The sequence below is a fragment of the Phenylobacterium sp. genome (assembly GCF_046463815.1).
Lineage (GTDB): Bacteria > Pseudomonadota > Alphaproteobacteria > Caulobacterales > Caulobacteraceae > Phenylobacterium.
In genome coordinates this window covers 29,643-42,753 of sequence record NZ_JBKBRO010000008.1, presented here as the reverse complement: position 1 = coordinate 42,753, position 13,111 = coordinate 29,643, and the positions used below count along the sequence as shown (strand labels likewise).

The window sequence follows — 13,111 nt, the reverse complement described above, 5'->3', positions numbered from 1 at the left end:
TGTTCTAGGCACAAAAGGTGGGGAGTCAAGGCCGAAAGCCGCGGCGTGGCGGCTACTCGTGGCGCAGGGCGTCCATCGGATTGAGCCGGGCGGCCCGGCGGGCGGGGAAATAGCCGAACAGCACCCCGATCAGGGCCGAGAAGGCGAAGGCCACCACGTTGATCGTCGGATCGAAGATGTACGGGACCTGCAGCATCGGCGCGAGGGTGAGGCTGGCGCCCAGGGCGAGCGCCAGGCCCAGCAGGCCGCCCAGGCTCGCCAGCACCACGGCCTCCACCAGGAACTGCAGCAGCACCTCGCGCCCCAACGCGCCGATGGCCAGGCGGATGCCGATCTCGCGGGTGCGCTCGGTCACCGACACCAGCATGATGTTCATGATCCCGATGCCGCCCACCAGCAGGCTGACCGCGGCCACGGCGCCCAGGAGGCCGGTCAACATCTGGGTCGTGCTCTGCAGGGTCTGGGAGATCTGCTGGGTGTCGAAGATGTTGAAGTCGTCGGCCTCGGTCGGTTGCAGCCGGCGGCGCTCGCGCAGCAGGGACCGGATCGAGGCCTGGACGGTCTTGGAGTCATAGGCCGGATCCACCGAGACCATGATCATGCTGACGTTCTGGTTGCCGGTGATCCGGCGCTGCACGGCCTTCACCGGCATGATGACCACGTCGTCCTGGTCCATGGGCCCCATGCTGGACCCGCGCTTCGCCAGGGCTCCCACGATTTCGCAAGAGAGGTCGCGGATGCGGATGGATTCGCCCACCGGGTTCTCGTCGCGGAACAGGTTGCGCCGGACGGTGGAGCCGATGAGGCACACCGTCTTGCCGGCCTGTTCCTCGGCCGCCGTGAAGGTGCGTCCTTCGGCCATGCTCCAGGACTGGGCCTTCAGGTAGTCGTTGCTGGTGCCGTAGACGGTGGTCGACCAGTTGGCCGCGTTGCGGACCGCCAGACCGGACGACTGGACCAGGGGCGCGACCGAGACCAGGCCGGCCACCTGCTGCCGGAGCGCCTCGACGTCGTCGCCCTCGAAGGGCTGCGGCTGCGCGCCGCCGCCGCCGCCGCGACCGAACCCCTGGCCGGGGCGGATCTGCAGGATGTTGGCCCCCAGGCTCGAGATCTGCTCCTGGACGGCGGCGGTCGTCCCGTTGCCCAGCGTCACCATGGTGACCACCGAGCCCACGCCGATGACGATGCCGAGCACCGTCAGGAACGAGCGCATCAGGTGCCGGCGGATTTCCCGGAGCGCCAGGGCGAAGGTGGTGATCAGGACGCCGTTCACGTGGCGGCTCCGACGCGGGGGCGGGCGGCCTCGACCGTCTCGACCAGGCCGTCGCGGAACTTCACGGTGGTGTGGGCGAAGGTCGCCATGTCCGGCTCGTGCGTCACCATCAGGATGGTGATCCCGGACTCGTCGTTGAACCGCTGGAGCAGGCGCATGATCTCGAGCGAGCGCTCGGTGTCGAGGTTGCCGGTCGGCTCGTCGGCGAGCAGCACGTCCGGCTGGGTGACGATGGCCCGGGCGATGGCGACGCGCTGCTGCTGGCCGCCGGAGAGCTCGGCGGGCGTATGGTGCGACCAGTCCTCCAGCCCGACCTTCCGCAGGGCGTCCATCGCCGCGTCCCGCCGCGTCCGCCGCGGTTCGCCGCGGTAGAGCAGCGGCAGTTCCACGTTCTCCAGCGCGCTGGTCCGGGCGAGCAGGTTGTAGCCCTGGAAGATGAAGCCGAGATAGCGCCGCCGCAGCAGGGCCCGCTGGTCCCGGTCGAGCTGCTCCACGTGGACGCCCTTGAAGACGTACTCGCCGCTGGTGGGGGTGTCGAGGCAGCCCAGGATGTTCATCATCGTGGACTTGCCCGAGCCGGACGGGCCCATCACCGCCACGAAGTCGCCGGCCTGGACGTCGAGATCGATGCCCTTCAGCGCCTGGAAGGCCGCCGTCCCGCTGCCGAAGGTCTTGGTGACGCCGCGCAGTGAGATCAGCGGCTCGGCCGTCATTGCGCCGCCCCGGCGAGCTGGCCAGTGACGACCTTCATTCCGGCCTTCAGCCCGTCGCCGACGACCTCGGTCTGGCTGCCGTTGCTGTCGCCGGCCTGCACCTGAACGGCTTGCAGCTCGCCGTTGTCCTTGAGGACATAGACCGTCTGGCGGCTGCCCCGCCCGATGGCGACGCCGGCGGCCTGGCCCTGCGAGCGCATCATGCGCGGCATCAGCATGCTGGTCGCCCCGCCGTTTTTCGCGGCGGCGGCCTCGGGGGTGAAGCGGAGCGCCGCGTTGGGGACCAGCAGGACATTCCTCTTCTCGGTCGCCACGATGGCCGCCGTGCCCGTCATGCCGGGCCGGAGCGCGAGGTCGGGATTGTCGGCGGTCAGCACGGCCGTATAGGCCACCACCTGTCCCGAGCCGCTGGAGCTGGCGGTCGCCGTGGCGCCGACGTCCAGGCGCTTGACTACGGCGTTGAAGGTCCGGCCGGGATAGGCGTCGACCTGGAAGGTGGCCTTCTGGCCGTCCTTTACCTGGCCCACGTCGGCCTCGTCGACCTTCACCTCGAGCTGCATCTTGGCGAGGTCCTCGGCCAGGGTGAAGAGCACGGGCGCGTTCAGTGTCGCGGCCACCGTCGAGCCGGGCTCCACGTCGCGCGACAGAACCACGCCGTTCACCGGCGAACGGATCGAGGCCTTGGAAAGCTGGGTGCGGTTGGACGACAGGCTCGCCCGGGCCTGGCCGACGGCGGCCTGGGCGGCGCGCAGGTTGGCCGCGGCGCGAGCCTGTTCGGCGCGGGCGACGTCCAGTTCCGTGGCGGAAGGCGCCTTGCCGGCGGACAGGCGATACACCTCCTCCATGCGGCGAAGGTTCGCGCGGGCCTCGGTCAGGGTCGCTTCGGCCTGGGCGACGCTGGCCTCGGCGGACGCCACGGCGGCTTCGCTTTCGCGGACCGTGTCCTCCAGGCGAGACGTGTCGAGCCGGGCCAGGAGCTGGCCCTTGGTCACCCGATCGTTGTTGTCGACATAGACCGCGCTGACGATGCCGGAGAGCTCGGATCCGACCTCCACCTCGTTGGTGGGGGCGAGGTTGCCGGTGGCCGAGACGGTCACCCGCAGGTCGCCCTGCTCCACCGCGGCGGTGGCGTAGCGGGGCGCGTCGCCCGGGCCGCGCAACAGGAAGAAGATCAGCAAGGCCAGGGCCACGCCGACCGCCGCAAGGGCGGCGATCATCAGCGGCCGGGGACGGCGCCCGCCCGGTTTCACGCCCAGGAAGCTGTCGATCTTGGCGCGGGCGTCGGAGGTCTGGTCCATCGGATCCTCTAGAGCCGTCCAGGATCAAGCGGACTCGCTTGATCCGGATAAGAAGGCGCTATCTTCAAAAGCTTGGGGCCCGCCCGGGCGGGCGAACCGGCGGCCACTTCACCCTGACGGGCTCCAGGGGCGGAGACGCTGGAGGGCGTGGGGGCGGCCTGCCAGCCTCCCCCCAGCGCCTTGTAGAGTTGGACCGCCGCCGCGGCCTCGGCGACCCGCGCCGAGGCCAGGCTGTCCTGGCTGGAGAGCAGGGTGCGCTCGGACTCCAGCAACGACTGGAAGTCGATGAGGCCCGAGCGGTACTGCGCCCGGGCGATCTCGACGGCGTTCCGGGCGGCGGTCTCGGCCGAGGCCAGCGACTGCCGGCGGCGCCGGGTGGCGGACACGGACGTCAGGGCGTTCTCGGATTCCTCCAGCGCCGTGAGCACGGCCGTCCGGTACGCGGCGAGTGCGGCCGCCGCGCTGGCGCGCTGGGCCTCGACGGCAGCGCGGATCTGTCCGCCGTGGAAGATGGGGGCGGTGATCCCGGCGATCAGGTCGCCAGCCAGATCGTTGGCGGCGTCCGAGATCGAGGTCCCCGAACCGCTGAAGCTCCCGCTGAGCGTCAACGCCGGATAGAGCTGAGCGGCCTGGACGCCGATCCGGGCGGTTTCGGCGGCCAGGGTGCGCTCGGCCAGCGCCACGTCCGGCCGGCGGCGCACGACATCGGCGGGAATGGCCGCCGGCAGCGCGCCCGGCGGCGCGGGGGCGTCGCGCGCCGGCTCCAGGGCCGCGGCGACCGCGCCGGGCGCCTCGCCCAGCAGCACCGCGAGCCGGTTGGCGGCGGCGGCATAGTCGGTCTCCAGCGAGGGTATGGTGGCCGCGGTCTGGTCGCGGATCTGGCGGGCCCGTTCGAGGTCCAGCGCGCCGACCAGGCCGGCCTGGCGCCGCCAGCCCACGATCTCGACGGTCTCGTCCAGGGCGGCCAGGGTCTCCCGGGCGATGCGCAGGCGGGTCTGGGCCTCGCGGGCGGCGAAGTAGTTGAGGGCGATCTCCGAGGCGACGGTGAGTTGGACCGACCGCAGGCTGGCCTCCGCGCCCTGCGCCGTGGCGCGGGCCGCCTCCACCGAGCGGCGGACGCCGCCGAACACGTCCACCTCGTAGGCGGCGTCGAACCCGACCTGGAACCGGGTGCGGTCGCCTTCGATCGGACCGCCGACCGCCCGCGCCGCCGAACCGGAGGCGCCGAGGCCGGGCAGCAGCGCGCCGCGCGCGCCCCAGAGGTTGGCGCGGGCCTCACGCACCCGGGCGCCCGCCTCGTCGATATCGAGGTTGGCGGCCAGCCCGCGCTCGACCAGGCCGGTCAGCGCGGGGTCGTCGAACGCCCGCCACCAGCGCGCCAGGTCGTCCTCATCCGCCGCCGTGGCCGGGGGCGCGGCGGCGAACCGCTCGGCGACCTTGAGTTCCGACAGCGTCGGCGCGCGGTAGTCGGGACCCGCCGCGCATCCGGCGAGCAGGGCCGAAGCCGCCATGCAGGCCGCCGTCGGCAAGCGGCGCGTGGGAAAGGAGGGTCGTCTATCCACCTGATGAGTCCCGCGGGGGGGTGAAGTCGCCGGTTCCTGCGTCCTCCGGGCGGGCGGCGCATTGATGCGCCGCAATCTCGGGACGCGCCCGGGCCCCTCCGCCCGGGGGGAAAAGGCGGAGGGGCGTTTCGGGGCGGCTTGGGGTCAACCCCGAGGATCGGGCGCCCGCGAAGGTCCGGCAGGGGTGGAGAGATCGGGCCGTCCGCCTTGGCGCGGGATCAAGGTGCGCCGGCCGCCGGGCCGCAGTTGGGCGCGCTTGTTTCACGGGCGTTTCAACCCAGTGTCGGCACGGGGGCTTCCCACGGGGACCTCCTCAGAACCGGAAGTGGGCCGAGAGCCGGATGTCGTAGATGGCGAGGTCGCCGCGGGTCTCCACGCCGCCGTCCAGGACGAAGGCGCCCATGTCCCCCTCGCCCTTGAACGAGAGCCGCGCGGCCGGTCCCTGGCCCTCCATCTCGTCGGCCATGAGCCGGAAGGCGTCGCCGCCGGAACGGAATCGGGCGTTGGTGTCGCCCAGGCTCTCGCTCGCGACCCCGCGCCAGCCGAGCAGCAGTTCCGGCCCCCAGGTCACCTCCTCGCCGAAGGCCGCGCCGAACGCCGCGCCCGCGAAACCCGACAGGCTGGAGCTGGTGCGGGCCTCCACCGCCAGGTCGACCGCCTCGCCGCCGCCGGCCTCCTCGTAGGCCCCTTCGCGCAGGCGGAAGTAGTCGAGGCCGGCCTCCGGGCGCACATAGAAGCGGCCGCCCCAGTCGAGCTGAAAGCCGGCGCGGAGCCGGGCGGCGAGGCCCAGGCCCGACCAGTCGGCCTTGGCCGTCCGGCTGATCTGAAGGTCGTCGGTCACGCCGATGATCACCCGCTCGCTCTTGACCGAGACATAGTCCACGGCGACCCGCGCGTTGGCGAAGAAGGCGCCGCGCGCCATCCGCCAGTAGGCGCCGCCTTCCACTTGGTTCATCACCAGGCTCTCGCCCACTGTCGCGCCGTCGTCGTCCAGCTCGCTGGAGGTCCCGCCCAGGGTGAGGCCCGCCACGCCCAGCGACGTGGCGGGCAACTCGGCGCCGCCCACGAACCCGAAGCCCCAGCCCTTGTAGCCAGGCGCCTCGAGGGTCCCATCGACGTTCAGCCCGTAGTTGATCTCCTGGATCCAGACGCCGCCGCCCTCGGGCGCCAGTCGATCGTCGATCGGCCGCGCGGCCGCGGCCGAAGCCGCCGCGGCCAGCCGGAAGACGCTCCCTGAACGGTTTGGGAGCATCTGGTTGTAGAGGTGGAGGAAGCTTTCGCGGTCGGTCTGGGCGAGCAGCACCTTTTCCAGTTCGGAATCGGCGCCGATCACGCCGATCAGCGGCTCGTAGGCTCCCTGGGCGGCGGCGGCCAGGCCGAGCTGGCCGGCGGTCTTGCGCGACAGGGTCACGCTCACCGTCCCCGCGTCCGTGTCGGCCGCGAGCTGCGACGCGTAGAGGTAGGGCAGGTCGCCCAGCAGGCCGCCGTCGACGCCGCCAGCCGCCAGGCTGTCCGCCCGGATCAAGGTGTAGGTCGCCTCGCCGCGCAGCAGCGAGGTGAGCTTCAGGTCGATCTGCGCGCCGTTCGCTATGGCGGCGGTCCCGGCGACCTGCAGGGCGGTGTAGGTCCCGGTCGCCGGGTCGACCGTGAAGGCCAGTTCGGCTTCGGCGCCCAGGATCAGCGAGCTGAGATGAAGCACGCCCACGTTCTCGATGGCCAGGGACCCGTCGGCGATCGACAGGGCCAGGGATCCGCCATCGAGGCCGAGCCGGCCGGCCACGGTGGCGCCTCCGTCGATGGTGAGTGCGTCGGCCCCGCCGCCGAACGAGATGTCCCCCGTCACCACGCCGCCCAGCACGCGCAGGTGGTCGTCGCCCGACCCGAACAGGATGTCGCCTACGATGGACGGGGGCGTCTCGCCGCCGCTCTCGTCGTACTGCAGCACGGTGACGCCCGTGATGTTGGCCGAGACGTCGATGGCCACGGCGCGGCCGGTAACGGTTTCGTTGGTCGTGTCGGTGTCGTCGTCCGCGTCGTCGGAATCGTCGGTCGCCACGATGCTGGCGCCGATGGCGCCGATGTTCTGGATCTCGGTCAGGCTGCCGGAACGGTCCTGGAGCGCCACGGCGTCGCCCGCCTCGCCGTACAGGATGGCGGTGATCGAGCCGGCGTTCTGCAGGGCGGCCGCCGTCGCGCCGGGTTGCAGCAGGATGGCGCGGGCCGTGGAGCCGGTCTCCGAGGTGACGGAGGCCGTCACCGAACCGTCGACGCGCAGCAGCGGCGCCGAGGCGCCGCCGTTCAGCACCATCGCCGTGGCGTCGGCCTCATAGGCCACGGCGCCCACGGCGCCGCCGACGGTCACGCCGCCCGCGATGTCGACCCGCCAGCCGTTCTCCAGACCGAGCTGAAGGCCCGTGGCGGCGACGCCGTCATAAACGCCCGAACCTGTCACGGAGCCTTCGATGACCACGCCATAGGGCGCCGCCGTGCTGACCGCGCCCAGGCTGATGTCGCGGTCCGCCGCGCCCACGACGACGGCCGGCGCGCCGCCGTAAGACGCGACCGAGCCGGTGGATTCCGAGGCGTCGGCGGTTCCGTCGTCATCCTCGTCGTCGTCCTCGGAATCGTTGTCGGCGGGCGGGGTGTCGATCAGCAGGCCGCCGGCGACGCTGCCCGAGACGGCGAGCGCTGGGCCGCCCTGGAGCAGGTCGTCGGCGTCGAGGGCGGCCAGCACATCGGCGTCGGTGCTGCGGCCGGTGCTACGATAGCCGGTCGAGACGACCGCCGCCTGGACCACCACGCCGCCCTGGATGTCGCCTTCGAGCGCCACGCCCTGGGCCGCCTCGCCGGTGGCGGAGACATATCCCAGGATGGCCACGTCGCCGCCAATCTCGCCGGTGGATCGGAGACCGTAGGCGCGGTCGCCCACGACCGTGATGCCGCCGAGGTTTGAGAGCGAACCCGTGAGGTCCGTCTCGACCGAGACGCCGGCGGAGTCGTTCCCCTCGACGGTGATCGCCCCGCCGCTTCCGTTGACGATGTCGCCCGTGAAGGCGGAGGGGCCGGTCACGCGGATCCCGTAACGGCCCGCCCCGGTGGCGAAGGCTCCGTCATCGTCTCCGTCTTCGTCGGCGTCGGACGCCTCCGTGGTCTCGTCCACCTGGATCGTCCCCGAGTTCGAGACGCCGGCCGTGTGGCCGCCCGTGACCAGCACGCCCACGGCGCCGTCGGCATCCTGGATCTGGATCGTCCCGGCGTTGGCGACGTCGTTGTCGCTGTCGAGCGTCACGGCGACCCCGCTCGCGGGCTTCACCGAACCGTCGCTGGTGATGCTGATGCTGTCCGGCGACCCGGAAGCCGCCGTCGACGTCGCGATCGGCGTCGTGCGTGCGGAATCGATCTTGGTCTCGGCGTTCGCCTGGGCGGCCCAGGCCAGGGTCGACAGGCTGACGACCGACGCGCCGATCCGCCAGGCGTGCCGGCGCGGATTGGCCGACCCCGGCGAAAATTTCCCAGACATCCAGTAGTCCCTCCGACAGTGACGTCAGAAGTCTTATGTAATTGTGTCTGTCGAATGGCTACAAAGGGGGTGTAATGTTCGATGATATGCGCCAACGTTTCTCATATATTTCAATCAAGATCGAAAATATGAAATATAACTGGAGTGTGTAATCTAGCATTCGTCTTGCCTTTGATTGATTTGGTCGGCGCGACCTCTCTGGGGCGAGGCGGCCCAGGCAACAACAGCAATGTGAGAACCGACGTGCAGATATCCGCAAATTCAGCGGCTTACGGCTCGGCCCATGCCCAGAAGCTCCTGAGCATGATCCTGCGGCCGCAGGCCGAGGCCGACGGGCAAGAGATGCCGGGCGAAGTGCAGGCCGGCGGGAAGGGCCGGCTGTCCGGACCGCCCCCGGGGCCGCCGCCCTCCGGCGGGACCTTCGCCTCGATGACCCTCTCCAGCCTGCTGGGCGCGCAGGAGGAGTCCGGTGAGGCCGACATGGTCTCGGACCTGATCGCCTCGGCGGACGCGGATTCCGAAGGGGCGCTCAGCCTCGACGAGATCCGTTCGGCCCTCGGACAAGATGGCGACGCCCTGAGTGAGGCCGTGGCCAAGCTGGATTCCGACGGCGACGGCCGGCTGAGCGCGGCCGAGCTGAGCGCCGCCCTGGGCTCGTTCGGACGGACCCACTCGTGGAGCCGCGCCAGCGCAGGCGCAACGGCTCAGGCGGCGGCCTGAGGCTGCGGCGGCCGGGGCTCCGAACGGGGGCCCGGCCTGCCGCTTCATGTCCGAACCGCCGGGAATTGTGGCGAACCGGTAGTGCTGGCGCCACAGTTCGGGCGCAGAGGACCCTTCCATGACCCCGGCCCCCAACGTGCTGCCCGCCCGCCATGTCCTCGTCGTCGACGACGACACCCAGCTTCGCGAGCAGGTCGCGGGCTACCTGGGCGAATACGGCTTCCAGGTCCACGCCGCCGCCTCGGGCGCCGAAATGGACCGCGTGCTCGGCGCCGAACCCATCGACCTCGTCATCCTCGATGTGATGATGCCGGGCGAGGACGGGCTCTCCATCTGCCGCAGGCTGGCGGCGGATGGCGGCGGCCCGGCCATCATCATGGTCAGCGCCATGGGCGAGGAGGTGGATCGCGTCCTGGGTCTCGAGCTCGGCGCCGACGACTACCTGGCCAAGCCCTGCAGCCCTCGCGAATTGCTGGCCCGCGTGCGGGCGGTGTTCCGCCGGCTGGAGGAGGCGCGCGGCGGGGCGCCCAAGCGCGGCAAGGCCTACCACTTCCTGGGCTTCGTCGTGGACATGCAGCGCCGCCAGGTCCGCGCCCCCAACGGCACGACCATCCTGCTGACTTCGGGCGAGTACTCCCTGCTCAACGCCTTCCTGGACTATCCGCAGCGCATCCTGTCACGCGACCAGCTCCTGGAGCTGGCCCGGGGCGAATCCAGCGACGTCTTCGACCGGGCCGTCGACGTCCAGATCAGCCGGCTTCGGCGCAAGCTGCACGCCTGCATCGAGGGCGAGATCATCAAGACCGTGCGCGGCGCGGGCTACATGTTCGACGCCAAGGTCACGCGTCCATGAGCACGCCTGAGCGGCGGCGGCTGAGGGGCCTGCCGATCGGCCTTCAGCTCGTCCTGCTGCTGCTGGCGAGCCTGGTGGTCGCCCACACCGTCAGCACGATGGCGATTCTGCTGAACCCGCCGCCGCGGCCGCCGATCTACCGCGTGGAGGAAGTGGCCGCCGCGCTCAAGGGCGGATCGCTCACGGCCAGGCTGGGCCCGCCCATGCGCCGCGAGACGGCTCAGACTCTTCCCGAGGATCTGGAGCGCTCCGAAGGGTTCGCGCCACTCTCCGCCGCCTCGCTCGCCCGCGCGCTCGGGGCCGCCGAGGCCGACGTGCGGCTGGTCCAGCGCCATCGGGGTCCCGTACGCTCCCGCCTGCACCTGAGGACCGTCGGGCCCCGCGATCTCCCGCCGGCCGATCGGCCGCCCCGCTTCGTCGAGCTGAACGACGGGCGCAACCGCATCTTCATGGGCGAGCCGCCGATCGTGGGCGACTTCGCCGCCGCCGTGCGCCGGCCCGAGGGCGGCTGGACGATCGTGCGCTCCAGCCCCGAGCCGTTCCCCAATCTCTGGCAGCGGCGGATGATGCTGTGGCTGGCGGTCGGCTTCCTGGTGGTGGCGCCGGCGGGCCTGCTGATCGCGCGCCGGATCACCGCGCCGCTGAAGCGGTTCTCCGAGGCCGCCGAGCGGCTGGGGCGCGACCCCAACGCGCCGCCGATGAAGGTGTCGGGTCCGGCCGAGGTGGGCGCCGCCGCGGTGGCCTTCAACGAGATGCAGGCCCGCCTGAAACGCTATGTCGACGACCGCACGGCCATGATGGGCGCCATCTCCCACGACCTGCGCACGCCGCTCGCCCGGATGCGGTTCAAGCTGGAGGCCGCGCCGCCCAAGGTGCGCGAGTCCGTCCTCGCCGACGTGGCCCAGATGGAGAAGATGATCGCCGGCGTGCTGGCCTTCATCCGCGACGAGAGCACCCCGCGCACCCGCGAGCGCCTGGACCTGCTGTCGCTGGTGGAATGCGTGGCCGACGACGCCGCCACCCTGGGCGCCGACGTGGAGATCGAGGAAGGGGAGCCGTTGGCGGTGGACGGCGATCCCGTGGCGCTCCAGCGGCTGTTCGGCAATCTCGTGGACAACGCCGTGAAGTACGGCCGCTCGGCCCGCATCCGCGTCCGCCGCGAGGGCGAGACTGCGGTGGTGACCATCGCCGATGCCGGGCCTGGCCTCTCGCCCGAGGAGCTGGAGCAGGCCTTCCAGCCCTTCTACCGGGCCGACGCCTCGCGGAACCTGGACCAGGGCGGCGTGGGCCTGGGCCTGCCCATCGCGCGCTCGACGGCCCGGGCGCATGGCGGCGAGGTGGAGCTGGCTTCGGGAGCCGGCGGGCTCACGGCGATCGTCACCCTGCCGCTCGCGGCCTGAAATCCGCTCAGCGTCGCTCCAGGGCCAGGCGCAGGCCGAAGGCCAGGAAGACGCCGCCCGTCAGGCGGTCGAGCCAGCGGACGACGGCGGCCTGCTTCAGGGCCCCGGCGATGGGCCGCGTGGCCGCGATCAGCGTCGCGAACCAGGCGAGGCCCATGACCGCGTGCAGCGCCGCCAGCAGGAAGATGAAGGGCGCGGCGGGGACGCCATGCGGCAGGAACTGCGGAAGGAAGCTGACGTAGAAGACGCCGACCTTGGGATTGAGCAGGTTGGTCAGCAGGCCGCGGCGCATCCAGGCCAGGCCGTCGCCGGCCGGGGCGGCCGCGGCGTCGAGGTCGAAGCGCTGACGGGGCTTCAGGATCAGATTGAGGCCCAGCCACACGAGATAGGCCGCTCCGATCCACTTCAGGATCGTGAAGGCCAGGGTCGAGGCGGCGAGCAGGGCGCCCAGGCCCAGCGCCACGGCCGCGCCCCAGGCGAGACAGCCCGTCACGATCCCCAGGCCCGCCAGGGCCGCGCGCTTCGACCCCTCGGCGGCGGTGGTGCGCAGGACGAGGGCGGTGTCGAGGCCGGGCGTGATGGTCAGGAGGCCGGCGGCGACGCTGAAGGCGAGAAGGGCGGCGGCGACGGTCACGGCCGCTTCACCAGCCTGCCGTTCTCGACCACGCGGTAGAAGCACGAGCGCTGGCCGGTATGGCAGGCGCCGCCGTCGCCCTGGGGCCGGACCTTCATCCAGACGGCGTCCTGGTCGCAGTCGACGCGCAACTCGACCACCTTCTGCACCTGCCCGGAGGTGGCGCCCTTGTGCCAGAGCTCGTTCCGGGAGCGGCTGAAGTAGTGGGCCTCGCCGGTGTCGATAGTGCGCTGGAGCGCCTCCGCGTTCATCCAGGCCAACATCAGCACCTCGCCGGTTTCGGCATGGGTGGCCACCGCCGCGATCAGGCCGGCCGCATCGAAGCGCGGCGAAAGCGTCTGGCCCTGTTCCAGGGCCTGCTTGTCGGGGGCGGTGGGGAAGCCGGTCATGGCCTCCCCTTTAGCGCCTCAGCGCCGGTTCACGAAGTCCAGGAAGCGCTGGCGCAGCGTCGGATCAGTCTTGAAGACGCCGGTGAACTGGGTGGTGATGGTCGAGACGTGGCGGTGGTGCACGCCGCGGGTGGTCATGCACTGGTGGGCCGCGTCGATCAGCACGGCGACGCCGGCGGGCCTGAGGCTGTCGGTGATGGCGTCGGCGATCTGCTGGGTCATGGTCTCCTGGGTCTGGAGACGGCGGGCGAAGATCTCGACCACCTTGGCCAGCTTGGAGATGCCCACCACCCGGTTCGTCGGCATGTAGGCCACATAGGCCTTGCCCAGGAACGGGGCCATGTGGTGCTCGCAGTGGCTCTCGACCTCGATGTCGCGGAGCATGACGATGTCGTCGTAGCCCTGCACGTCCTCGAAGGTGCGCGACAGCTCCTTGGCGGGGTCGAGGCTGTAGCCCTCGAACCATTCGGCGTAGGCGTCCACCACGCGCTTGGGCGTGTCGATCACGCCCTCGCGGCGCGGGTCGTCGCCGGCCCAGGCGATGAGGGTGCGGACGGCCTCCATCGCCTCCTCGCGGGTCGGGCGCTTCACGGGGTCGAGGTTGTCGTCGGCCCCGATCAGGGTGCGGTCGCGAGCGGGAGCATCCATGGGAGAGCGGTCTTCCTTGGGCCTGAGTTGCGCCGGGACGACGGTCCCGGAATGACGCGTGGCACCCTTGTCCTTACGGACCCGACGCCACGTTGGCTTCA

General features: G+C 71.4%; 11 protein-coding genes. 3 read left to right on the top strand and 8 right to left on the bottom strand.

Annotated features, from left to right (window positions below; all coding sequences use genetic code 11):
• Positions 1-52: 52 nt before the first annotated feature.
• From ACK4TT_RS06815 to ACK4TT_RS06795, 5 genes are all read right to left on the bottom strand, one after another.
• A complete protein-coding gene (locus ACK4TT_RS06815) occupies positions 53-1,273 on the bottom strand; it encodes an ABC transporter permease (RefSeq protein WP_409637531.1) in 1,221 nt (406 codons plus the stop codon).
• A complete protein-coding gene (locus tag ACK4TT_RS06810) occupies positions 1,270-1,986 on the bottom strand; it encodes an ABC transporter ATP-binding protein (protein ID WP_409637534.1) in 717 nt (238 codons plus the stop codon). The genes ACK4TT_RS06815 and ACK4TT_RS06810 overlap by 4 nt, the downstream gene beginning before the upstream one ends.
• On the bottom strand, positions 1,983-3,284 hold the full coding sequence (locus tag ACK4TT_RS06805; protein ID WP_409637537.1) for an efflux RND transporter periplasmic adaptor subunit: 1,302 nt from the start codon (positions 3,282-3,284) through the stop codon (positions 1,983-1,985). Before ACK4TT_RS06805 ends, ACK4TT_RS06810 begins: the two co-directional genes overlap by 4 nt.
• Positions 3,285-3,292: 8 nt before the next feature.
• Entirely contained in the window at positions 3,293-4,795 is a 1,503-nt protein-coding gene (locus tag ACK4TT_RS06800; RefSeq protein ID WP_410212680.1) for an efflux transporter outer membrane subunit, read from the bottom strand.
• Positions 4,796-5,159: 364 nt separating this feature from the next.
• Positions 5,160-8,366: an autotransporter domain-containing protein gene (locus ACK4TT_RS06795; protein ID WP_410212679.1), complete on the bottom strand. Its 3,207-nt coding sequence runs from the start codon at positions 8,364-8,366 to the stop codon at positions 5,160-5,162.
• A gap of 303 nt (positions 8,367-8,669) precedes the next feature.
• Between ACK4TT_RS06795 and ACK4TT_RS06790 the strand changes: the two genes are divergently transcribed.
• The 3 genes from ACK4TT_RS06790 to ACK4TT_RS06780 all read left to right on the top strand — a co-directional run bounded on the left by ACK4TT_RS06790 (position 8,670) and on the right by ACK4TT_RS06780 (position 11,339).
• Positions 8,670-9,086, top strand: a complete 417-nt coding sequence (locus ACK4TT_RS06790; RefSeq protein ID WP_410212678.1) for a hypothetical protein — start codon at positions 8,670-8,672, stop codon at positions 9,084-9,086.
• A gap of 118 nt (positions 9,087-9,204) precedes the next feature.
• Positions 9,205-9,939, top strand: coding sequence for a response regulator (locus ACK4TT_RS06785; RefSeq protein WP_409637550.1), 735 nt, complete (start codon positions 9,205-9,207; stop codon positions 9,937-9,939).
• Complete coding sequence (locus tag ACK4TT_RS06780) at positions 9,936-11,339, top strand: sensor histidine kinase (protein ID WP_409637552.1); 1,404 nt, start codon at positions 9,936-9,938, stop codon at positions 11,337-11,339. Before ACK4TT_RS06785 ends, ACK4TT_RS06780 begins: the two co-directional genes overlap by 4 nt.
• 7 nt (positions 11,340-11,346) lie before the next feature.
• Here ACK4TT_RS06780 and ACK4TT_RS06775 read toward each other — a convergent pair whose 3' ends face one another.
• Genes ACK4TT_RS06775 through folE form a run of 3 tightly spaced genes read right to left on the bottom strand, consistent with a single transcriptional unit; the run spans position 11,347 to position 13,010 of the window.
• Positions 11,347-11,973 (bottom strand): LysE family translocator, encoded by a 627-nt coding sequence (locus ACK4TT_RS06775; RefSeq protein WP_410212677.1) that lies wholly within the window; start codon positions 11,971-11,973, stop codon positions 11,347-11,349.
• Complete coding sequence (hisI, locus tag ACK4TT_RS06770) at positions 11,970-12,362, bottom strand: phosphoribosyl-AMP cyclohydrolase (RefSeq protein WP_410212676.1); 393 nt, start codon at positions 12,360-12,362, stop codon at positions 11,970-11,972. The genes ACK4TT_RS06775 and hisI overlap by 4 nt, the downstream gene beginning before the upstream one ends.
• Positions 12,363-12,380: 18 nt before the next feature.
• On the bottom strand, positions 12,381-13,010 hold the full coding sequence (gene folE, locus ACK4TT_RS06765) for a GTP cyclohydrolase I FolE (RefSeq protein WP_409637561.1): 630 nt from the start codon (positions 13,008-13,010) through the stop codon (positions 12,381-12,383).
• Positions 13,011-13,111: the final 101 nt, after the last annotated feature.